20 protein-coding genes are annotated in these 24,001 nt (G+C 34.4%); 16 read left to right on the top strand and 4 right to left on the bottom strand.

The window, feature by feature from the left end:
* The 4 genes from D8M05_RS14380 (at window position 1) to D8M05_RS14395 (ending at window position 6,043) form a co-directional block, all read left to right on the top strand.
* Window positions 1–2,661 (top strand): heavy metal translocating P-type ATPase, encoded by a 2,661-nt coding sequence (locus D8M05_RS14380; protein WP_121132984.1) that lies wholly within the window; start codon window positions 1–3, stop codon window positions 2,659–2,661.
* An 87-nt stretch (window positions 2,662–2,748) separates the two neighbouring features.
* Window positions 2,749–3,807 carry a flavin-containing monooxygenase gene (locus tag D8M05_RS14385; protein ID WP_121132986.1) on the top strand — a complete coding sequence of 353 codons (1,059 nt, stop codon included), beginning with the start codon at window positions 2,749–2,751 and terminating at the stop codon, window positions 3,805–3,807.
* 10 nt (window positions 3,808–3,817) lie between these two features.
* Complete coding sequence (locus tag D8M05_RS14390; protein WP_121132988.1) at window positions 3,818–4,777, top strand: arsenic resistance protein; 960 nt, start codon at window positions 3,818–3,820, stop codon at window positions 4,775–4,777.
* A gap of 549 nt (window positions 4,778–5,326) precedes the next feature.
* Entirely contained in the window at window positions 5,327–6,043 is a 717-nt protein-coding gene (locus D8M05_RS14395; protein ID WP_121132990.1) for a cytochrome c biogenesis CcdA family protein, read from the top strand.
* A 103-nt stretch (window positions 6,044–6,146) separates the two neighbouring features.
* Here the strand turns inward: D8M05_RS14395 and lspA are convergent, their stop codons facing one another.
* Entirely contained in the window at window positions 6,147–6,617 is a 471-nt protein-coding gene (gene lspA / locus D8M05_RS14400) for a signal peptidase II (RefSeq protein WP_121132992.1), read from the bottom strand.
* A 155-nt stretch (window positions 6,618–6,772) separates the two neighbouring features.
* Here lspA and D8M05_RS14405 point away from each other — a divergent pair, with 155 nt between their 5' ends.
* From D8M05_RS14405 to D8M05_RS14425, 5 genes are all read left to right on the top strand, one after another.
* Complete coding sequence (locus D8M05_RS14405) at window positions 6,773–7,174, top strand: ArsR/SmtB family transcription factor (protein ID WP_121132994.1); 402 nt, start codon at window positions 6,773–6,775, stop codon at window positions 7,172–7,174.
* A 255-nt stretch (window positions 7,175–7,429) separates the two neighbouring features.
* Window positions 7,430–8,197 carry a ZIP family metal transporter gene (locus D8M05_RS14410; RefSeq protein WP_121132996.1) on the top strand — a complete coding sequence of 256 codons (768 nt, stop codon included), beginning with the start codon at window positions 7,430–7,432 and terminating at the stop codon, window positions 8,195–8,197.
* A 254-nt stretch (window positions 8,198–8,451) separates the two neighbouring features.
* The gene (locus tag D8M05_RS14415) at window positions 8,452–10,851 is read left to right on the top strand and encodes a heavy metal translocating P-type ATPase (RefSeq protein ID WP_121132997.1); all 2,400 of its coding nucleotides are present in this window, start codon (window positions 8,452–8,454) and stop codon (window positions 10,849–10,851) included.
* 194 nt (window positions 10,852–11,045) lie between these two features.
* Window positions 11,046–12,467, top strand: coding sequence for a dihydrolipoyl dehydrogenase (gene lpdA / locus D8M05_RS14420; protein ID WP_183072809.1), 1,422 nt, complete (start codon window positions 11,046–11,048; stop codon window positions 12,465–12,467).
* A gap of 408 nt (window positions 12,468–12,875) precedes the next feature.
* Window positions 12,876–13,538 carry a CadD family cadmium resistance transporter gene (locus D8M05_RS14425; RefSeq protein WP_121133001.1) on the top strand — a complete coding sequence of 221 codons (663 nt, stop codon included), beginning with the start codon at window positions 12,876–12,878 and terminating at the stop codon, window positions 13,536–13,538.
* 368 nt (window positions 13,539–13,906) lie between these two features.
* Here D8M05_RS14425 and D8M05_RS14430 read toward each other — a convergent pair whose 3' ends face one another.
* Window positions 13,907–15,223, bottom strand: coding sequence for a hypothetical protein (locus tag D8M05_RS14430; RefSeq protein ID WP_121133003.1), 1,317 nt, complete (start codon window positions 15,221–15,223; stop codon window positions 13,907–13,909).
* 682 nt (window positions 15,224–15,905) lie between these two features.
* On the opposite strand from D8M05_RS14430, the gene D8M05_RS14435 reads away from it, so the two are divergent.
* The 7 genes from D8M05_RS14435 (at window position 15,906) to D8M05_RS14465 (ending at window position 22,573) form a co-directional block, all read left to right on the top strand.
* A complete protein-coding gene (locus D8M05_RS14435) occupies window positions 15,906–16,613 on the top strand; it encodes a cytochrome c biogenesis CcdA family protein (RefSeq protein ID WP_147405186.1) in 708 nt (235 codons plus the stop codon).
* Between the two features lie 47 nt (window positions 16,614–16,660).
* On the top strand, window positions 16,661–17,233 hold the full coding sequence (gene resA, locus D8M05_RS14440; protein ID WP_121133007.1) for a thiol-disulfide oxidoreductase ResA: 573 nt from the start codon (window positions 16,661–16,663) through the stop codon (window positions 17,231–17,233).
* Between the two features lie 32 nt (window positions 17,234–17,265).
* Window positions 17,266–18,906 (top strand): cytochrome c biogenesis protein ResB, encoded by a 1,641-nt coding sequence (gene resB / locus D8M05_RS14445; RefSeq protein WP_121133009.1) that lies wholly within the window; start codon window positions 17,266–17,268, stop codon window positions 18,904–18,906.
* A 58-nt stretch (window positions 18,907–18,964) separates the two neighbouring features.
* Window positions 18,965–20,155 carry a c-type cytochrome biogenesis protein CcsB gene (gene ccsB / locus D8M05_RS14450; protein ID WP_121133011.1) on the top strand — a complete coding sequence of 397 codons (1,191 nt, stop codon included), beginning with the start codon at window positions 18,965–18,967 and terminating at the stop codon, window positions 20,153–20,155.
* 118 nt (window positions 20,156–20,273) lie between these two features.
* The gene (locus tag D8M05_RS14455) at window positions 20,274–20,978 is read left to right on the top strand and encodes a response regulator transcription factor (protein WP_121133013.1); all 705 of its coding nucleotides are present in this window, start codon (window positions 20,274–20,276) and stop codon (window positions 20,976–20,978) included.
* Between the two features lies 1 nt (window position 20,979).
* Window positions 20,980–22,356 (top strand): sensor histidine kinase, encoded by a 1,377-nt coding sequence (locus D8M05_RS14460; RefSeq protein WP_121133015.1) that lies wholly within the window; start codon window positions 20,980–20,982, stop codon window positions 22,354–22,356.
* A 10-nt stretch (window positions 22,357–22,366) separates the two neighbouring features.
* Window positions 22,367–22,573, top strand: coding sequence for a hypothetical protein (locus D8M05_RS14465; protein ID WP_121133017.1), 207 nt, complete (start codon window positions 22,367–22,369; stop codon window positions 22,571–22,573).
* Window positions 22,574–22,928: 355 nt separating this feature from the next.
* Here the strand turns inward: D8M05_RS14465 and D8M05_RS14470 are convergent, their stop codons facing one another.
* On the bottom strand, window positions 22,929–23,339 hold the full coding sequence (locus D8M05_RS14470; protein WP_121133019.1) for a hypothetical protein: 411 nt from the start codon (window positions 23,337–23,339) through the stop codon (window positions 22,929–22,931).
* A 113-nt stretch (window positions 23,340–23,452) separates the two neighbouring features.
* The gene (locus D8M05_RS14475) at window positions 23,453–23,875 is read right to left on the bottom strand and encodes a hypothetical protein (protein WP_121133021.1); all 423 of its coding nucleotides are present in this window, start codon (window positions 23,873–23,875) and stop codon (window positions 23,453–23,455) included.
* Window positions 23,876–24,001 lie beyond the last annotated feature (126 nt).

Below are 24,001 nucleotides of genomic sequence, written 5' to 3' on the forward strand. Positions count from 1 at the left end.
ATGGCAGATAAGTGCTGCGGTCCGAAAGAAGAACTGATAACTATTGAAGATAATAAAGACTGTTGCAATAGTAATGCCGAAAAGGTGGCTAAAAAAGAGGAGGACAGTTGTTGCAACAGTCAAAATTCATCTCAGGGAATAGCAATTATTGCAACAAATTCAACTTGTTGTAGTAATCAATCTAAGAATGAAAATGGTAAAACTACCGAAGTTTGTTGTAGCCAAGAACCTAATAAAGATTTAGAGATAAAGTCTTGTTACACTAACAAAGAAGATGATAACACCTTAGAAACATCAAGTTGTTGTAGAAAGGTTGAGGAACCCCCTAACATTAATGCAACTCCTGATAGGGGTGAGAAGGTCAAATATAGGATACATGGAATGGATTGTCCTTCTTGTGCATTAACGATAGAAAAAGGTTTGAGAGGGTTAAATAACATTCAAGAGGCAAAGGTGAATTACAATACTGCTAAATTGCAGATAATCGGAAACAACGCATTGTCTCTTGACAGTATAGAAAGTGAAGTCCAAAAGCTTGGCTATACGGCCGAACCTCTGATACAAAACAGAAATGTAAGAACTTATGATGTCATAGGAATGGACTGCAGTAGTTGTGCTAAAAGTATTGAAAATCATTTAAATACGATTCCAACAGTTAATACAGTTACTGTCAATTTTTCAACAGGAAAAATGAAAGTGGAGCATGATAATAGTGTCGATGATATTGTTTCAGAAATATCTAAGCTAGGGTATAAAGCTTCACTTATCACAAATAGCAATCAATCTACAGATTCTCCTAAAAACAAAGAGGGATATGGCTTAATTACCTTCTCTGGTATTTTAATTGCACTTGGGTTTATTGGTTCTTATAATGGTATATCGCCATTAATGACCACCATTCTATATGCTGTTGCTGTCGTTATTAGTGGTTATAAACCAGTGAAAAGTGCCTATTATGCTATAAAAAGTCGTTCGCTTGATATGAATGTTCTAATGTCCGCAGCTGCTATTGGGGCTGCATTGATTGGAGAATGGTTTGAAGGTGCAACCGTAGTATGGTTATTTGCATTAGGTAATGCCTTGCAAAATAGATCCATTGAGCAAACTAGAAAATCTATTCGGAATTTAATGGATTTAGCACCATCAGAGGCATGGATTAAAGTAGGTTCAGAATTAGTTAAAAAACCTGTAGAAGAAGTTTCAGTTGGTCAGATTGTTGTTATTAAACCCGGTGATCGAATTCCGCTAGATGGTGAGATCATTCAAGGTGAAACTAGTGTTAATCAGGCACCTATCACTGGGGAGTCAATACCTGTAGATAAATTAATCGGAGATACTGTATATGCAGGGACCATTAATGAAAGTGGTTCGATTGAAATCAAAGTTACTAAGTTAGTCGAAGATACAACCATATCAAAAATCATTCATTTGGTTGAAGAAGCACAGGAGCAAAAGGCTCCAACTCAAGCATTTATTGATAAGTTTGCCAGTATCTATACACCTATAGTTTTTGCTTTAGCACTATTTGTAATCGTGATACCACCCCTAATCGGCTTTGGTACTTGGGGAGAGTGGGTTTATAAAGGTCTTGCATTATTAGTAGTTGCCTGTCCTTGTGCATTGGTTATATCTACTCCTGTTGCAATTGTTTCTGCTATCGGAAACGCTGCAAAGAATGGTGTGTTAATCAAAGGTGGTACGTTCCTAGAAAAAGCAGGTGCTATTAATACGATTGCGTTTGATAAAACAGGGACATTAACGGAAGGAAAGCCAAAAGTTACTGGACTTGAAGCAATAAGTATCTCTGAAGACGAATTAGTATCACTAGCGTTTACATTGGAAGATTACTCCACTCATCCGATAGCAAAAACGATTGTTAAATACGCGAAGGAGAAGGGAGTTCAGGCTAAGGAAGGGGAGTTATTTAAAAATATAGTCGGTAAAGGTGTTCAAGCAACAATTAATGGAGAAGTTCATTATGCTGGTAATCTTAAATTGTTTGAAGATCTGGAAATATCTTTAGATGATGTTAGGTCTAAAGTAGAAAAGATACAAAGTCATGGAAAAACAGTAGTGATAATCGGTACACAACAAGATATAATGGGGATTATCTCTGTTTCCGATACTATTCGCTCAACTACTGTTAAAGCATTAAATGGATTGAAACAAGTTGGTGTAAATCAACTGGTGATGTTAACTGGTGATAATGAGGGCACAGCCAAGATGATTTCAAGCGAAACTAATGTCAATCGTTATTTTGCAGAACTATTGCCAGAAGATAAAGTGGATGCGATTAAACAACTACAAAAAGAAGGTCACAAAGTCGCTATGGTTGGTGACGGCATAAACGATGCACCAGCACTTGCCACTGCAGATTTAGGGATTGCGATGGGTGGAGCAGGAACCGATACAGCAATGGAAACGTCTGATATTGTCTTAATGGCAGATAATCTGGAAAAATTGCCACATACCGTTAGGTTAAGTAGAAAAGCATTAACTATTATTAAACAAAATATTTGGTTTTCGTTAATTGTAAAATTTGTAGCATTGGTTCTTATATTTCCGGGGTGGCTTACTCTTTGGATGGCCGTGCTAAGCGATACAGGTGCTGCCATAATCGTAATTTTAAATGCACTAAGGCTTTTAAAAGTAAAAGGCTAATTTTTTAGGTAAGCTGTTCAATTATGGATTGAATAGCTTACCGATTAACACAATTTAGCCTATAGTTTACCGATAGGATGTGAAGAAATGTACAATACGATTGTTATCGGTGCTGGACAAGCAGGTCTTGCAATGGGTTATTACTTAAGACAATATAATCATTCTTTCCTCATATTGGATAGTGAAGAAGTAGGAGAGGTATGGGATAAGAGGTACGATTCTTTAGTTCTGTTTACTCCAAAATCATTTAGTTCTTTACCGGGACTAGAACTCAATGGCGATCCTGATGGCTTTCCTTCAAAAGATGAAATATCACAATATCTAAAGGTCTATGCGCAATCTTTTAAACTACCGATTAAATATAATACTAATGTAATTAGTGTTCGAAAAAAGAATGATATTTTTCACATTTCAACTGAGCATATGGAATATAAAGCCGAGAATATCATAATAGCAACCGGTCCTTTTCAGAGGCCAAGAATTCCTGCCTTTGCGAATAAGTTATCAAAGGAGATTGTTCAGTTACATTCATCCGAATATCAAAACCCATCTCAATTAAAAGAAGGTAATGTTCTAATTGTGGGTGGTGGAAATAGTGGAGCGCAAATAGCTGTAGAAATTTCACGAGAAAAGAAGACTTATCTATCTACTGGTCAACGTTTAACATTTCTGCCTTTGACATTTAGAAATAGAAGTATATTTTGGTGGTTTGATAAGGTTGGCGTATTAAAGGCAACTTCCAATTCATTCATAGGGAAATTAATTCAAAAAAGAGGGGACCCAATCTTTGGTTATGATTTGAAATATGCTATTCGAAGTGGTGATGTTGTCATTAAAAATAGATCAATTGACGCTAAGGAAGATAAGATTAAATTCCAAGACAACACGTTTCTTGATGTACATAATATAATCTGGGCTACCGGTTTCACATCTGATTATTCATGGTTAAACGTATCACGCATATTAGACGAAAAAGGGAAACCTATACATAATAGAGGTATTACCAATATAGAAGGTTTATATTTTCTAGGTTTACCGTGGCAATATAGACGGGGTTCTGCACTTTTGCAAGGTGTAGGGTATGATGCAGAGTATTTAATGAAACATATTCAGAAGAAGTATGATTGGGTAGTTCGAGAAAAGTAAGGTGATAACTTTGGGCTTATTCGAGAAATTATATACGGTTTTAATTATTTTATCAGTATTGATTGGATTAATCATTGGGCAAGTAGATGGTATTGAAATATACGCTGATAAGGCTATCCTTCCATTATTAATTATTATGCTTTATATAACCTTCTTACAAATTCCAGTGAAAGATATAAAACGTTCTTTTTCAAATCGAAAATTCACATTGGCTAGTATAGGCATGAATTTTATCCTTACACCACTGTTGGCTTGGTTGCTAGCAGCGACATTCTTAGCAGATAATCCAGCATTATGGCTTGGGTTTATCATGCTAATGGTCACACCTTGTACGGACTGGTATATAATCTTTACAGGTATTGCAAAAGGAAATGTCGCACTATCAACAAGTATACTACCGCTAAACTTAATTTTACAATTAGTGTTGTTACCATTATATCTTTACTTGTTTTCGGGCACAGTGGGTATCGTGGATGTTTCTATTGTTGTGGAGAGTATCTTACTTGTATTAATACTTCCTTTCGTTGCTGCTTACTTAACGAGATGTTTTCTATTAAAAAAGAAAGCAAGAGAAGAGAGGTTACTAGAAAAAATTAGTTCCTTACCAGTCGTATTCTTAGGCATGGCTATCATAGCCATGTTTGCTTCACAGGGAAGATTATTACTAGATAATTTGGAACTATTACTTCAACTATTGTTACCAATACTAGGGTTCTTTTTCATTAATTTTATTATGGGACGGATTATAGGTCGAATATTTAAGTTTAATAAGGCTAATAAAGCCAGTTTAAACTTAACGACTTTGGCAAGAAATTCTCCAATTGCATTGGCTATTGCTATGACAGCTTTTCCGCATGAACCACTAATTGCATTAGTACTAATAATTGGGCCTTTAATTGAATTACCATTGTTATCTTTAATAACGTATTTGATATTAAAGATAGATAGTGAACCAGTTGCAATCAACTAATGGAACTAAAATTTAGTTTCCTCTAGCCTTTTTAAAGTTTTTTTATATGCATGGTCTCTTTCTGCTTCTTCCCAATCCAGTCTTTGTAGTATTCTTTGCCAATATATATTACCTTCTATCGCATAGGATTTGTAGTTACCCTCCATAGGAAATCCTTGGCACTTCTAAACAACAAGAAACGACTATGAATTTTTGGATGGGGGAAGCCATCTTATTTTATCAATGAAGAAAATGTAGAGAGGTTTGTTCTGAAATATAGTTAGCTACCTCTACAATAGTTAACAATATTTCATTTTAAGCATCTTTGTTTAAGGTACATGGGATACATACCAATATTTAATTTAGGTGATTAATTGTTCTTTCGAAGTATCATTGCCAATTGTAATTGGTTAATATTTGTTACTGGTATGGTGCTTTTACCCTGAGTACTTCTATTAAGCTCCATTGTAGCGATTATTTTTGATGTTCCATAAGGTAATGGATAATGCTTTGTTTATAACCGAATAATATTTATCATCCTTTAATAGCCTTGTACAAGGGGTGATAAAAATGGAGTGGGCGACTCAGATTATAGATCAATTGGCGAATATTCACTTTTCTATTGCAATAATCGTTAGTTTTTCGGTCGGATTATTGACAAGTTTTAATCCTTGTATGTTAGGGATGGCATCAAGTATCTTTGCTTTTAAAGGAGAATCCAAGAACAAAAGCATTTTTCCTATCGCTTTGACCTTTATGTTTTCTTTTACAGTTACATTCACGATTCTTGGTGTAGTTAGTATTTTTTTTGGTGATCAAGTATTAAAATGGACGGAACAATACGAAGATTTATTTCACAATTTTCTAGGTTTCCTATTTTTATTTATTGGATTTTATGTTATCGGATTAAGGTTTCATCACTTTCTGGAGTTACTTCCATTTAGAGTTGTTACCTTTTATGCCAAACCTGAAAAAAAACAACAAAAACCTCGTAATCCTATAATGAAGGCTTACTCGTTAGGTACTTTGTTTGGCCTTACACCTTCACCGTGTACAACACCTATGATTATTGCTATGATCGCCTTTGCATCGATGACTGGATCACTGGTTAAAAGTACCCTTTTGCTACTAGTATATGGTATTGGCCATGGGACGCCCTTTTTGATCATTGGATGGTTGGCTAGGGTATTGAAGAGTACTGGATGGATGGTACGGTGGCAGAAACTCTTGAGTAAAGTAATTGGCGTTGGATTATTTCTTGTTGGTTTGTATTTCTTTTTTGAATAACTATTAAAAAAGTCGGTTCTCTAAATTACGGATTAACCGACTTTTTTGTATATTTAAATTTGCTTGTTTGTGTTCCTAATTCCAATACAAATTCTCTTTAAAATTATACTTTTTTACTTTCATGTTTTTGTTGTCCCTTTCGAGTTTCCAACCACATATCTAAAATAAGCAGAGCAACACCAGAAACAATGAAAACGTCTGCAAGATTAAAAATCGGATAATCGATAAGCCGAAAATCAAGGCTATCTACTACTTCTCCTCTAATCAAGCGGTCAAAAAAGTTCCCTAATGCTCCACCTAACAAAATTGATAAGGCCAGGGAGGCTCGGCGGTTTTTCCTTCCTTCTTTTTGTAAGTAATAAATAATACCTAATACAACAATTATAGTTACTATAATGAATAACCAACGTTGCCCTTGCAAGATTCCAAATGCTGCTCCTTTATTTCGAAGAGAAGTAATATGGAATACTCCCTCCCATAAGGGAATAGTTTGACCTATTTCCATCCATTTGACAATCGCAGACTTCAATAGTTGATCAATGAGTAAAACGATGACTGCAATGATATAGTACATCCAGTTTATCCTCCTCAATAATGTATTATTTTAAAGTATAACATACAAATGTATATTTTATTGTTGCAATGAAACGTTATATTAATTATACTGATATATATACAAATAATAATTTGAATGTTATTGTATACACTACTTACAGAGGAGGGGTTGTTTTGAGTATTACTTCCATAAATAAAAAGGAACTTGATTTAGATGGTATAAAATCAAGGGGAAAAGATGCTTGTGAGACATTTATATATGACCCAGAAAAGGTTGAACGCCGTCAGCAGGAAGTCGGTCAAACGGATGGCTTATCACAATTGTTTAAAGTTTTTGCGGACGATACACGGTTGAAAATTGTTTATGCACTTACGCAAGAAGATGAAATGTGTGTCTGTGATGTAGCAACGATTATTGGTTCCACTAATGCTACTGCTTCACACCACCTACGTATGTTACGTAATATGGGACTCGCAGAGTACCGTAAAAAAGGGAAGATGGTTTTTTATAGGCTGGTAAGCAATCATGTGCACCACCTTATGCAAGAAGCACTACAGTTAAAGGAAAAGAAGTAAATCTGGTGAGTGTTGTTAAAAATTAGCTTAAAATATTACCAGACAACTCATTCCTTTCTCTTTTCATGATGGAATGTAGCTGTTCAAAAATTAAACCATAAAAAAACCTAAGAAAAACCAGCAGATAAACAATTATGTAAGGAGATTTAAGCCCCGGGTGGTCCACTAGGGCTTAAATCTTGTTTTTCTCGGAATTGTTCCCTAATGGTCCGAATTTATAGGTGAAATGGAATGAATAAATAAGGAGATTTTGTAATGTTATCATGGACTGTAGTATCTCTTGTGTTACTCACAAGTATAGCCAATCTTGTTGGAGGACTTATTGTCGTAAGAAAAAAATGGTCCTCACAAACTCTTACATATTTAATGGCTTTTAGTGCAGGTTTTCTTTTATCTATTGGTATTCTTGATTTAATGCCAGAAGGATTAGAAAATTCACCTGAAAATGGAATTTATATATTAGTAGGATTTTTAGTATTATTTGCTTTTCAAAGAATCCTCACGACTCATTTTCATTTCGGCTATGAAAGGCATAAAGATAAACTCAGTGAAAAAACGGGTGGTTTAGGTGCCTTTATAGGAATGACCATTCATAGTTTCTTTGATGGGGTTTCAATTGTTGCGGGATTCGAGGTAAGTGGTGAATTAGGACTTCTTGTGTTTACTGCCGTATTACTTCATAAAGTACCAGATGGCTTAACCATTTCTTCGATTGTTCTCGTAGCGTTCAATGACAGGAAAAAGGCTTTTATTGCGTCGTTAGTACTGGCTTCTGCTACCATATTTGGGGGGGCTTTAGTATGGCTACTCAGCGACACAAGATTTGCAGCTGAAGTACTAGGCGATTCTTTTGCAAGAATAAGTTTGTCCTTTTCCGCAGGTGTTTTTCTGTATGTTGCGGCAACGGACTTACTTCCAGTAGTTAATCAATCGGAAAACCGAAAAACTGGTCTTTATGTTTTACTTGGTGTGGCTGTTTTTTACGTAGCATCTTGGATCATAGGAGTTGTTGGAGTTGAATAATAAGCAAAAAAGAAAGGGTTATAGTTATGATTAATTCAAATGAGTAGATTCGTAAAACGTTTAGTTTAATCCTTCATAGCAAAAAAATTTAACTTCAATCAAATAATCATTTGACTATCTATATGTGTTGGTATAGAATAGCAATATAATATAACATTCAAATTAATATTATAATGAGAGGTGACCAAGAAAATAGGAATTCCACCTGTATTGATAAAATAAACATTTGTTAATTAAGAAGGAGGTTATTAAAAATGAGTGAAGCAACGAAGCCATTAGAGGAGAAAAATGTCTATCGTGTTGATGGATTTTCATGTGCAAGCTGTGCAGAGAAGTTCGAAAAAAATGTAAAAAAATTACCAGGAGTACAGGATGCTAAAGTCAATTTTGGGGCTTCTAAAATTGATGTATTCGGCAATGCAACCGTTGAAGAGCTAGAAAAGGCTGGTGCTTTTGAGAATCTTAAAGTTGCACCAGAAAAACCGAAGAGACGTATCGAACCTGTGTTAATTGAAGATAAAAATGTTTACCGTGTTGAGGGATTTTCCTGTGCAAACTGTGCTGGAAAATTTGAAAAAAATGTAAAACAAATATCAGGAGTTCAGGATGCAAAAGTAAACTTTGGAGCTTCAAAAATCGATGTATATGGAAATGCGTCGGTTGAAGAGCTAGAAAAGGCAGGCGCTTTTGAGAATTTAAAAGTGTTTCCTGAAAAATCTGCTCGGAATGTTTCGCAAGAGGTAACAGTTGAAACAAAAGAAGAAAAGATTCCATTTTATAAAAAGTATAGTACACTGCTTTATTCAACTTCGTTCCTTGCCTTAGGTTATCTCTCCAACTTTGTAAATGGAGAAGAAAATCTTCTTACAACCTTATTATTTTTAGCATCAATGTTGGTAGGAGGATTGTCGCTTTTTAAAATAGGTTTTCAAAACTTATTACGCTTCGAATTTGACATGAAAACCCTTATGACGGTAGCTGTTATAGGTGGAGCTATTATTGGTGAATGGGGAGAAGTTGCTCTTGTTGTCATTCTCTTTGCTATCAGTGAAGAGCTTGAACGATTCTCCATGGATCGAGCAAGACAATCGATTCGTTCATTAATGGATATCGCGCCAAAAGAAGCACTTGTAAGACGGAATGGGCAAGAACTAATGATTCATGTAGACGATATCGTTGTTGGTGACATCATGATCGTGAAACCCGGACAAAAGATTGCGATGGATGGTGTAGTCGTAAATGGCTACTCTGCCGTCAACCAAGCAGCGATTACAGGTGAATCAGTACCCGTCGGAAAAACAGTTGATGACGAAGTATTTGCAGGTACTTTAAACGAAGAAGGATTACTTGAAGTAAAAATAACAAAACTTGTAGAAGATACAACAATTTCTAAAATTATTCATCTTGTAGAGGAAGCGCAAGGAGAGCGTGCGCCAGCCCAAGCTTTTGTTGATAAATTTGCAAAATATTATACACCTATCATTATGGTTATTGCAGCATTAGTTGCTGTAGTTCCTCCATTATTCTTTGATGGAAGCTGGGGAACATGGGTGTACCAAGGTTTAGCTGTTCTTGTTGTCGGATGTCCTTGTGCGTTAGTTATTTCTACACCAATTTCGATTGTTTCAGCAATCGGGAATGCAGCGAAAAAAGGTGTGCTGATTAAAGGCGGTGTTTACCTTGAAGAAATGGGTGCCTTAAAGTCCATTGCATTTGATAAAACAGGTACACTAACCAAAGGTGTCCCAGTTGTAACAGACTTTACTGTATTAAATCAACAAATAGAAGAGAAAGAATTACTTTCAATCGTTACAGCTCTTGAATACCGTTCTCAGCACCCTCTTGCTTCAGCAATTATGAAAAAAGCAGAGCAAGAAAATATCACTTATTCAGATGTAAATGTCGAGGACTTCTCTTCTATTACGGGTCGGGGTATAAAAGGAATTGTAAATGGAACAACCTATTATATAGGAAGTCCAAAACTCTTTAAGGAGTTATATGTTCCTGATTTTAGCCAAGAGTTCGAAGATAAGATTAGAAACCTTCAAAATCAGGGAAAAACTGCAATGATTATTGGAACTGAACAAAATATACTTGCAGTTATTGCAGTAGCTGATGAAGTTCGTGAAACAAGCAAAGATGTGATTCAAAAGCTACATCAGTTAGGGATAAAACAAACGATAATGCTAACTGGTGATAATCAGGGTACTGCAAAGGCAATAGGGGAGCATGTTGGGGTATCTGATATTCAGGCAGAATTAATGCCTCAAGATAAATTGGATTATATCAAACAGTTACGATCAGAACATGGGAATGTAGCCATGGTTGGGGACGGTGTTAACGATGCTCCGGCATTGGCAGCCTCAACAGTCGGTATAGCCATGGGTGGAGCTGGTACAGATACAGCGATCGAGACGGCAGACGTTGCGTTAATGGGAGATGATTTGGGAAAACTTCCATTTGCTGTAAGACTAAGCCGTAAAGCTCTAAATATAATTAAGGCTAACATTACTTTTGCTATTGGTATTAAGCTAATTGCATTACTACTAGTTATACCTGGTTGGCTAACGCTTTGGATTGCCATTCTTTCAGATATGGGGGCAACACTTCTTGTAGCGTTAAATAGTTTAAGACTTATGCGAGTGAAAGAGTAAAGGTAAAAGGGCTTTCCGTATATACAGGAAAGCCCTTTTCAATAAAAACTAGGTTATCTTATATAAATTTCAAGTTTAGTCTAATAAGAGAAGAAAAATAGGTGAAAATAAGAAAAAGGTTAGATACATATTACACAACTATATCCTTGAGTACAAATAGTAATTATAGTTATTTATCAAAGGAGGAATCTAGGATGACTGGAGAAGTAAAAAAAGATGTAGATCTTTTAGTGATAGGAGCAGGGTCTGGAGGTTATGTGGCGGCTATACGTGCTGCTCAATTAGGAAAAAAAGTGGTCTTGGTTGATAAAGCCGAACTAGGTGGGGTTTGTCTCAATCGTGGCTGTATACCATCAAAGGCACTAATTAGTGCATCTGAACGAGTAAAACACATTAAACATGCCAATGCAATGGGCATCAAGGTATCGGGCAATATTGAAGTAGATATGCCTGAAGTAGTAAAGTGGAAAGACGGAATCGTGAACAAACTAACAAATGGGATTCGTACCTTGTTAAAAGGAAATGGTGTACAGGTCATCAGTGGGGAGGCCTATCTCACTGAAGCACATAGTGCAAAATTAAAAATAGAGAACGAAGAACAAATCTTTTCTTACAAAGACTTAATTCTTGCAATAGGTTCTTTACCAGTCGAGTTAGAAAGTATGCCATTTGATCAAAAAAGGATTATCTCTTCAACGGAGGCATTGCAACTACAGGAAGTACCCAATCATTTAGTTGTGGTGGGTGGTGGTTATATCGGCTTAGAGTTAGGTACTGCTTATGCAAAGTTTGGGGCAAAAGTGACTATCCTTGAGGGATCGGATGCAATTTTGTCCGGGACCGATCCTATCCTAACAAAAACGGTAAAACGTCATTTAAAGGAACTTGGAGTTACTGTTATAACGAATGCTCTTGTTCAAGGCGGGGAAAATACAGAGGATGAAGTTAATGTTCGTGTTCAAGTTGATGGAAAGGAGGAAATTATTAAAGGTGATTATTGCTTAGTTTCTATTGGGAGAAAACCAAACACAGGAAAAATCGGTCTTGAAAATATCGGATTGGAGTTAAACGAACGAGGATTTATTAAGATAAATAAAAAATGTCAAACAAACGTTGACCATGTTTATGCAATAGGGGATTGTGCTGGTGGTGATCTCCTTGCTCATAAGGCTAGCTATGAAGGAAAGGTAGCAGCAGAAGTGATCAGTGGCCAAAACAGTGTCATTGATTTTCAAGCGATGCCGTTTGTTATTTTCAGTGATCCTGAAGTTGCCTATACTGGTTTAACGGAGAAGGAAGCAAAGGAAAAAGGTTATGAAACAGTTTCTAGTCGTTTTCCATTCTCAGCTAACGGTAGGGCATTATCTGTCTCGGATGCCGATGGTTTTGTACAAGTTGTGGCAGATAAGGAAACTAATCGCGTGTTAGGTGTGCAAATGGTAGGGCCAGAAGTATCCTCTCTCATTGCAGAAGCTGTTTTTGCTATTGAAGCCGGGGCAACAGCCGAAGATCTCAGTCTTACGATTCATGCACATCCTACCTTACCAGAGCCACTTATGGAAGCAGCAGAAGGTGTGATGGGACATGCTATTCACATGTTAAATAAAAAACAATAATGTGAATGATGACTAACCTGCACTATTCATAAGTGCAGGTTGAATTTTTTATAATGAAGTGGGAATATTAGGTTATTTTGTTCTATGTCTTAACATTGGCTATCCTGTATTTAAACTTTGCTCAATATCTCTTTCTATGACTATAGGTGTTTTTCATATATAGGTTTGGTTACTTGTTGTAACTGTGACGTATGTGTGCAAAGACCAACTAGCAATTCTTTTCCTCGTTATAGGAATTTATGATATTTTGCCTTTTATTAGATATTTGAGCAAATTGCTCCTATTATAGGTTAGTTTTTAAAATTGTTATTGAAATGCTTAGATAAAAAACTAATCTGATCAGTGCAACATAATGAAAATGAACTCAATTGTTCAATGATTGAGTTTATCATGAAGGAGGAACCACAAATGAATTTAATTTTAACAATTCTCTCTGCTTTAGGTTCTTTTATAGTAACCAATGTCGATGACATTTTTGTCTTGATGTTACTGTTCTCTCAGGCAAGGACACAAGCTAAATCGAGTAATGGCGGAGTAGCTAGCATGGAGTCGAATGGAAACCGTATTTATCCAAGAGATATAGTCATTGGCCAATATCTTGGTTTTGCACTTTTAGTTTTAATCAGTCTCTTAGCAACATTTGGAGTAACACTCATTCCTGATCAGTGGGTAGGTTTGTTAGGATTAATACCGATTTACTTAGGAATAAAACTCTTTATAAAGGGTGAAGATGAAGATGAAGGTAACATTCTTTCCAGCTTAAACAAATTTAATAAGTTCTATTTAAGTGTAGCCTTTATCACATTCGCCAATGGTGGAGACAATATTGGAATTTATGTTCCATTCTTTTCTACTTTAAATAACAACCAACTGATAATTACAGTTGTTACTTTCTTTATAATGGTTGCTGTCTGGTGTTTTATTGGCTATCGTCTAGCAAGGTTCAGATATGTTTCTGAAACACTTGAGAAATACGGCCGATGGATTATTCCAATTGTGTTTATAGCATTAGGAATATATATTATGGTGGAGAACGAAACTTTCCGTGCCTTTTTGAGTTTAGTGGATTAAAAATTTCTCAAAAGTCCCTCTGGTTAACAGTAGGGACTTTGATATTTAGAGTAAAAATATTTATCATATGACAAATAATTCTAAGAATACGCTCATCTATTAACTTTGAGTAAGTAATTGCTTGTCTCCCCACTTGTATCCACGCAACTTCAAAGTCTGTGTATGAAAAAATATAAATAGTCTCTATAAATTTTTTAAGTAAAATATAAAACAATAATAGCATACCTGTACTTTGAATTTTTGATATTGAATATGTTATTTCTTTTATGAAGGTTATAAAATTCTAACTTCATTCATAACCTTGTATTCAAGCATCAAATAACCCCTTTGCCATAGCAGAGGGGTTGTTTACTTATATAACGCTTATATTAAAAAGGTAAATTATCGACATACATTTCCTTAGGTGTATCCACACCATTTTTTCTTTTAAGTAAATTATCTAATTCCAAATCATGATTAGATGATTTTTCAATGGTCCTCAATAAATCTGATAGTAGAGCGTTAATTTCATTATTGTAGATGATAGTATCGGCAGTTGGGATTTGTGACAATATAAAATCAATTAAGAAATGTGGTGATCGAAAATATTCGTATGGAAGTAAATCTTTTCTAATTCTGTAACACCCGTCTAGACAATTCCATTCAACCAAAAACTCTACTAGAATATTTTTATCCTTAATCTTAATGGAAAAGTTATTTTCGTATGAACATTTGTCTTTCCTTATTTGGAAGGGTTCTTGAAGTCTATCTTCCATAGTCTCAACAACAATAGCCTCGACCTCTGAAACTGTAATGTTACCCAAGTATTCATAAGACGCGAAAAAATCAAATAGATAAGATGTATCAATACACTTATTCAATTGTTCTTGAGAGTTTACTTTAATGTCCAATTCAAAGTAGTTAATAATATCTCCCATCTTAACTGCAGGATTTTTTTCATAATGATTTCCATTAAAATTAAACCAGTTGTATCTATTTTGAGGGTTTAGTAATTCTACTTCTATCATTGAAGTATATAATTCTCCCTTGGGGTTACCTTCTGACTTAGTATAATAAAAATAACTTTGGAATTTTCTTATTTCTTTGCAAAAACGTGTGAACGTTTCATAGTCAGTTATACTTGATGACTCTTTTAAAAGAAAGTTTGTCAGAGCGTAAAAGCCAGTATATCCATACTTTGAATTATTTAAAATATAACGAATATCTTCTCCGGTTTTACTCCATTCAAAAATATAAGAATATTCAATGTTATTATTTTTAACGTAAAAACTATATGAGTGGCAAAAACTTTCATAGACACTGAAGTTTAAAATAGAAGATATATCGAAGTTCTTTTTTGTTTGCAGATATTCCTCAGAACTAGTTTTTTTATAATATTCATATGTAATATAAGTATTATAGAAACTTAACAATCTTTGAATGTTAAAGATTACGTTCTCAACACTTTTTTCAGTTATCTTTCCTAGCATTTCCTTAGTAAGAAGTATATGAGGAGAAGGGAGGATGTTTGACAAATCCCCCCTATCTTTTCTATAAAGCCAATTACCATCTGACCAAAATAAAAATTCTCCGCACTGGACTTCCAGAAAAAGATATTTTAATTCTCCTACCCTTTGCAATGTGTCTACCCATTCGCTACTGCTTAACTTTAATTCTTTTACATTGCTTTCTTCATGATTTAACATAATATCAACCTCCTTAAGTATTGGTATTATAATCTTTTTTTTGATGTGATGTTTTAATTGTTTCAATGAATATAATCTATTTATAAAACAAATAAATTTCTTAATCAAATCTATAGGCTACATTTTTACATTTTATAGCTCAGTAATTTCGCTACATTAGAAAGTATAAATACTTTAGTGTAATCTGTTCTTGATATGAGAGGATTTCTATAAATGTTATTTTAGTGTTTTTATGTAGGTCTCACCTCACCTTCCAAGTATTAAAACATTATCATGATGATTTTTATACGAATTCAAATATGTTAACCAAATCCTCACAGAATCTACATAATTAGATGATAAGATTTCAGGGATTTAAGGGCAATAATCCGGGGGGCAACATAATTCTTTTTATATAGGTTAAGATTGTTGTCCTCTCATGACTTGGAATTATCGTGTGGATTCTAGGTTGTTCATTTTTGCACAAGAGGGAGAAGTATTTTGTCATTAAACATCAACGTGAAAATAGAACTATTATAATGAATTCTCTCTTTTAACCACTCTACACTCTCTCTTTATAGCAAACGTTCAAAAAAAGTTCACTATGTTATGCCTTTGATTTATCTATCTTCACACATTCTACATAAAGTTTACTTATAATAACGGAGTAGTATATATTTTTTAAATGGAGGGTGAATATTTTTTGGGAGAATTAAATCTATTCCTTGCATTCGGGGCAGGCCTATTATCTTTTCTATCACCGTGTTCGCTTCCTTTATATCCAGCTTTTCTTTCTTATATAACTGGAATGACGGTGGATGAATTGAGGACCGAACGAGGAATATTAAGAAAAAAGGCTATAATCCATACATTACTCTTTTTATTAGGGTTTTCAGTTGTGTTTTTAGCTATAGGACTATCAACCTCTTTTATAGGTGCATTTTTTATAACCTATCAGGATTTGATAAGGCAATTTGGTGCTATAATATTGGTGTTTTTCGGGTTGATTTTAACAGGTGTTTTAAATTTTGAATTTTTACTTAAAGATAAAAAATTACATTTTCAAAAAAGACCTACTGGGTACTTGGGATCTGTTTTAATTGGTTTGGGATTTGCTGCGGGATGGACACCTTGTACAGGACCAATTCTTGCAGGAGTGATTACGTTAGGTGTAGTAAATCCAGGTATGGGCCTTTTTTATATGTCCTTTTATATCTTAGGATTTTCAATACCCTTTTTAATTATGACGTTATTTATTGATAAAATGACTTTCATAAAAAAGTATGCAAATCGTTTTATGGTATTTGGTGGTATTTTAATGATTATCATGGGTGTTCTTTTGTATTTTGATTTGATGACGGTAATTATTTCCTTGTTAATACCTTTGTTCGGCGGCTTTACGGGTTTCTGATTAGCAAACTGAAATGAAATCCTTACTAGTAATCAGGGGTGATATAAATGAGTTTAGATCAAATAAAAAAGCAGAAAAAAGGTAAAAAAAGAAACCGATTAATCTTCAGGTCTGCCATATTAATAGTGTTACTAGGTGCAGTGATATTTGCACTTGTTTCTAACTTACAGGCAGATAATAAGGTTTACAGTATTGGAGACAAGGCACCGGATTTTCAATTACAACAAATTAACAAAAATAGTGAGTTAGAAACGGTACAACTTAGTGATTTAGAAGGAAAAGGGGTTATGTTAAATTTCTGGGCAACATGGTGTAAACCATGTGAAGCTGAAATGCCATATATGCAGGAATTATATCCAGAATACAAAGAAAAAGGCGTTGAAATCGTAGCTGTTAGCTTAGATAGCACAGAACTAGTGGTCGATCGTTTTATTGATAAATATGATTTAACTTTCCCAATTCCCTATGACAAATCAGGAGAGGTTAGAGATTTATATAAAGTAGGACCGATTCCTAGTACATTTTTTATTAATCCAGATGGAGAAATTGAAGAAATGGTAAGTGGTGCGCTATCACTAGAAAGACTGGAGGGATATTTACAGGATATTCAACCAGATTAACTTAATTAGTAACTATTGTGAGGGAGTTTTGAATGAATAAAATAAAATGCGAATGTGGACACATCAATCCAGAAGGAACAGTTCTTTGTGAAGCATGTGGAAAGCCGATTGAAGGAAATCAGCATATTGATGGAAACGACAATAAAAAACTCCTTAATATGCGCTACGATGGAACTGCACGTCGTTCACAAACATACAATAAATCAATTATAGACAAAATATGGAGCTTTTTCTCATCTGTTAAAGTTGGGGTTTGGTTAATAGTACTTGCGTTAATTGCTTCAATGTTAGGAACGATTTTTCCACAACAGCAGTTCATACCACAAAATGCAGTATCACGAGATCCAGCAATTTATTATGAAGATCAATTTGGGATATTCGGTCTTATCTATTACCAACTTGGATTCTATGAATTATACAGTTCCTGGTGGTATTTAATTTTAATCGCACTTATTGGCGTCTCATTAGTAATTTGTAGTCTTGATCGATTTGTTCCGTTATATAAAGCATTAAAAAGACAAAAAGCAAAGCGACATGAGACATTTCTTAACAGACAACGTTTATACAGCGAAACAGAAACAGTAACCGATGAAGAAATGGAGCAGGTAAAAGGAATTTTAAAAAGACAACGCTATAAAGTAACCGACGAGAATGGCCATATTCTGGCTGAGAAGGGTAGATTTTCCAGATGGGGTCCCTATGTTAACCATATCGGACTTATTATAATACTACTTGCAGCTATCTTACGTTCTACACCTTTTATGTATACAGATGAATACATTTGGATTCGAGAGGGGGAACAAACTGTTATCCCTGGTACGAATGGAGAATATTATATAAAAAATGAAGATTTTATTATGGAAACGTATGATGAAAATGATGAAAGATTTAAAGAGGCGATTGAACAGGAAGGAATGGTACCTAGTAACTACCAGACTGATGTAATTATATATAAGGCAAGTGATACGTCCATTCCTGGTGCAAAACCAGAACTTGAACCAATAATAAATAAGTCTATTCAGATGAACAATCCAGCCAAATTTGATGGATATACCTTGCATCAATCAGGTTATCAGTTAAATGAGTTTAGAAGTATGTCATTTAAAATACATAAAACAGATGACCCCGATGAAGAAATCTTAGATTCATTCACAATTGATTTAACAGATCCGAAATCGGAATATGAATTGGAGAACGGATTCCGAGTAGAGATTGATCAGTATTTTCCGGACTATGAATTAGATGATAACGGTATTCCTGTATCTAAGACAGATAATCCAAAGAACCCGGCATTTGTACTTTTCATTTATCCACCTAGTAGTGATGATGCTGAAGTTAGTTTCTTAGGAATTGGTAAAAACATTGATGCTACAGGAGAAAATGACTATAAAGCTAGTATCACGGATTTCGAATTGTATGACGTAAGTGGATTACAACTTCAGAAAGATTACACATTACCGTTTTTCGGTCTCGGTGCAGCTATATTCATGATTGGTGTTATTCAAGGGATGTACTGGCAGCATCGAAGGATTTGGATAAGTCCAAAAGGGAATGGATTACTGCTAGCAGCTCATACAAACAAAAATTGGTTTGGAATAAGCAAAGATATAGAAAAAATAATAGAAAATACGAATATTAAAATGGTAAAAGATCAACAGGAACTAGATGAATAGCGATCCTAGCTGCTAGTCTATTGCAGCTGATTCTATTCATTAAATAAGGAGGATTTTCATGGATTTACTTAATCTAAGTAGTACAATGCTTTATACAGCCTTTCTACTCTATCTAGCTGCTACCTTTTTCTTTGGTGCAACGATACGAGACAAGCGAACAGATAACAAGAAAGTAGGTAAAGCAGGAAACATTGGAATTACATTGACCATTATTGGCTTTGCTGCCCAATTAGTTTATTTTATAACAAGGTGGATTGCGGGTGGGCATGCACCTGTAGGTAATATGTTTGAATTTATAACATTCCTTGGAATGTCAATGATATTAGCGTTTATTATCATCTATTTTATTTACAAACTAAGCTTTTTAGGATTATTTGCATTACCGATTGTGATGGTAATAATTGCATATGGTAGTATGTTTCCAACTGAAATAGCGCCACTGGTACCAACATTACAAAGTCACTGGTTATACATTCATGTGACAACTGTCGCATTAGGACAAGGAATCTTATTCATTAGTATGGCTGCTGGTCTTATGTACTTGATCAAACAGATTGACCAAACTGTTCGAAGTAAAAAAAATATATGGCTGGAAGTAGTCATATATACTCTATTCTTATTTATTGGATTTATTGTTATCACTTCCACCTTTAGTTTGCTGAATTACAGTGCAACATTTGAATATCCAGTGGGCACTAATGTCGCTACGAGCGAATACAATTTACCTGCCATCACTTCACCAAAGGATGGAACTCTAATTACTGAAGGTGTTATGGAGCCTCTATTTGAAACACCAACATGGATGCAGGGTGCAGATGCAGCAAAGAAATTTAATACGGTTATTTGGTCTTTCTTAACAGGAACTATATTATATGGTTTGGTACGTTTAATCATACGAAAAAGAGTTGGAGCCAAATTGCAGCCATTACTTAAAAACGTTAAAGCAGATTTATTGGATGAGATTATGTACCGTTCTGTAACAATTGGTTTCCCTGTATTTACTTTAGGAGGATTAATATTTGCAGCGATATGGGCACAGGAAGCATGGGGGCGTTTCTGGGGATGGGATCCAAAAGAGGTATGGGCTCTTGTAACTTGGTTATTTTATGCAGCATTCTTGCATTTAAGGATTTCAAGAGGCTGGCATGGTGAGAGATCCGCATGGCTAGCAGTAATCGGATTTGCTATCATCATGTTCAATCTAATTGTAGTTAACTTAGTAATAGCTGGACTACACTCTTATGCATGATTTTTTATATCATGTCAAAGAGTATCTATGAGAAAATAAAAAAACAAACTACAGTAAAGATTGGAGAATCGCTTTTTGAACTAAAATAAAGTCGTAATTAATTAAATGAGGGTTGTCTATGAAAGATAAAATTTTAGTAGTTGATGATGAATGGAATATGAGAAACCTAATAAAAATTCATTTATCTAAAACTTTTGTTGATATTGATGAGGCTGAGAATGGAAAAGAAGCCATACAGATGGTAGACAGAACACCTTACAACTTAATGATTTTAGATATCATGTTACCAGATATTAATGGCTGGGAAGTATGTGCAACGGTTCGTAAGACCAAAAAAATACCGATTCTGATGTTAACTGCTCGAAGTGATATTAAAGATCGCGTTTACGGGCTAAATATTGGGGCGGATGATTATCTAATTAAACCATTTGCTCCTGAGGAACTTGTTGCTAGAGCTACTGCCTTGATCCGCCGACAGAAGATGATAGATAAAGAAATGGATACTTCAATATTATTTTTTGAGGACCTCTCTATTGACATGGACAGTAGAACCGTAATGGTGAAAGATACACCAATAGAATTAACACCAAAGGAGTTCGATATTCTTTATTTAATCGCCTGTCAGCCGAAGAGGGTATTTACTCGTGAGATTATATTGGATAAAATCTGGGCCACATATGAATTTCGGGATCTTAGAGCAATTGATACACATGTGAAGAATATACGTGAAAAACTGGGGAAGTCTGGGTTGTCTTATAATCCAATCAAAACAGTTTGGGGTGTAGGATACAAGTTTTTTAATACAGCAGAGGATAAAACTTAATATGAACAAGATTGTCCTTAAACTTGGTTTGGTCATGATGTGTTTAATTTTAGCTGTGTTATTGCCGTTGGGTTTTGTAGCTGATAAAATATTTACCAATTTCTATTATAATCAGGTACAAGAAGAGATTAGTGAACTTTCTCAAAAGTATGCTAGTACGATAACTTCACTTAGTGATAAGACAATGTTAGACATGTATAAAAATTTAGCCTACTTCACCAATAAAGAAATCTATATTACGGATGCAAATGGAGGAGTCATAGCAAACACGGATATTCAGATCAATCGTTTAAGTAATAATGAACTCAAGCAATTGTCAGAAGGAGAGTCTATTCAAAAAAAAATTGAGGATAGTAAAACAAAAAGTATCTATCTTGGATCCGGTTTTCCTATCATGCTTTCCAATACTTTTCAGGGGTCTTTTTTTGTTCTTGCTCCAATAAATGATGTCCATGAACCTGTTCGTAAGATCAGGGATTTACTAATTTTGTCTGCATCTGGTGCGTTTTTACTGGGTCTTGGTTTCACGTTTTTATTAGTTAGAAAAATGTTAAATCCACTGTTGGAAATGGAACAAGCGACAAGGGAAATAGCAAGAGGAAACCTGGACATACGTGTCAAAACTCTCCCAAAAGATGAATTAGGCTCATTGGGAGCAGCAATCAATGATCTTGCAGTGGAAACAAATCAATACAGAGCAAACCGAAGCGAACTTTTTGCAAATATTTCACACGAACTACGTACACCCATATCGTACCTGAAAGGATATGCAAATGTATTAAAAAATGATCTATATCAGACTGATGAAGAAAGACAACAATATCTAACAATTATTGAAGATGAATCGGAACGAATCCTTAGGTTAATCAATGATTTGTTTGATTTATCAAAAATGGAGGAAGGCAAAATTGATCTCCAAATGGAATCAATTGATATCGGAGAAATTATGGAAAGTGCTATCCTGAAAATTCGGATAGAACTCAATAATAAAGGACTTACATTAAAGAGTGATATAGACAGAAATATTCCTTTCATTGAGGCAGATGGTAATCGGTTAGAACAAATTTTTATAAATTTATTGGCCAATGCAATTCGTTATACAAAAACAGGCTCTTTGTACATCAAAGTATGGAGTAAAAAGAATAGAGTATATGTAATCATTGAGGATACAGGTATTGGAATTCCTGAAGAAGATCTTCCGCTAATTTTTGAACGTTTCCATCGTGTTGAAAAGTCACGTTCAAAGGATTTTGGAGGAACGGGATTAGGATTGGCTATTGTTAAGAACTTAGTTGAAATCCAACATGGAACAATCTCGGTAAGCAGTAAAATTAATAAAGGAACAAAGTTTGAACTATGCTTCCCTACAGAAGAGTAAGGGGTGGAACATGAAAAAAATTGAATGGTTATCAGCTATAATCCTGATTGTCGTTGGTTTGACTTGTCTAACTGTATCCGGTGCAACAATGTGGGGAAATGAATCGATTAAGTCTTATGTGACAATACTTATGCAAATTTGTTTCTGGACGGGATTACCAGGTGTAATCTTAGGAGTTGTATATTTGATAATCTTAACGAAGAGAAAAGATAAATAAATGTTAAGTATTATACAGGTTTTCTTAATAAATGCATCGTATTACTCAAAAGAGTGGCTAAGAGCATTAAAGTTTGGTTTTGATAACAACGTTCTATGAACTGAAATGGGATATTAAAGATAGCTTTAATAATTTTGGTTACAAGATATTATTGTAGATTATAATTTGGGAAAAGCAATGGTAAATCCTATTAGTGTCCTAATATAATACAACCTGTATATTGTTAGTAATCTAAATTGTACAAGTTAATTTTAAGATTAGAATGATCTATTATAAAAGTAATAGCACTTATATTGAAAGAGGTGCTTTATGAAAGATATATATAAAACTGCCCTCCGCTTTTGCAAGGGCAGTTTTAGGCTATAATGGATAAACTATCGTGTGTTTTCTCATGTAAAATAGTGGAAATGTCACTATTTTTTACTTTCCTTAAATAATCCTCGAAACAAATGCCGCTGTCATAATGAAAATTAATGTACGTATTATAGAAATCTAGCAATCTAAGAATATTTAAGACAACATTCTCTACATTTTTCTCATTAATATTTCCTGGATTGTCTGAACTAAGGATAAAATGGGGAGTCACAAAACCCTTAGGGAAACTGTGCTCATTGCTTCTATAATGCCATTCACCATTTATCCATAATAAAATAACACCACTCTGGATTTCTAGAAGAAGTTTCCTTAATTCCCTAACCCTTTCCAAAGTCGCCATCCATTCGTTATTTCTCATATCTAGTATTTCTTCTTGATTTGTCATAATCATTATGGTGATACCCTACAATTTGTATATAAAACAAAATAATTATCAAATCAAATCTATAAAACTATTATTTAAATTATTTTTAGCAGCTGTCACACATGCTGCTAAATCGGTTACTAGAATGGTAAGTCAGGGTCATTTAGTAGGCTATTCATCCACCGTTTTGTATCTTCGTAGGTTGTAATCTTATCCAATAAATAGTTGTATTTATCATTATCATCCAAGTTTTCACAGATTACATAAGCCAATTGTGCAATTTTCTTATTATAAACATTCTTAATATCATTATCTAAATCTGAAACGATTGAAAGAAGATAATCAATTAATGACCCAGCAGAATCAAAGTATTTATAACTCTCATCTGCTTTTTTTACCCTGAAGCACTCTTCAAGGTAGTTCCATTCTATCGGGTACTGTTTGTCTAATAAAATCTTGTAACTATTGGTGTAGTTGCATTTTTCTTTTCTAATATCAAAGGGTTCTAAAGTATTGTTTTCTATAAACCCATAAAGATAGTCTTCAATGGCTCCAACATCCATATAACGTAAGCGTCAAACCATGCACACCTTCTAACCCATGATTGATTATGAGATAATCTCTTTAGAAATATATTCTGGAGGTTATGCCATGAACGATGCTGATAAAAGAATAAAATGGAAAGCAAG

The organism is Oceanobacillus bengalensis (genome assembly GCF_003628445.1).
GTDB classification, from domain to species: Bacteria; Bacillota; Bacilli; order Bacillales; family Amphibacillaceae; genus Oceanobacillus; species Oceanobacillus bengalensis.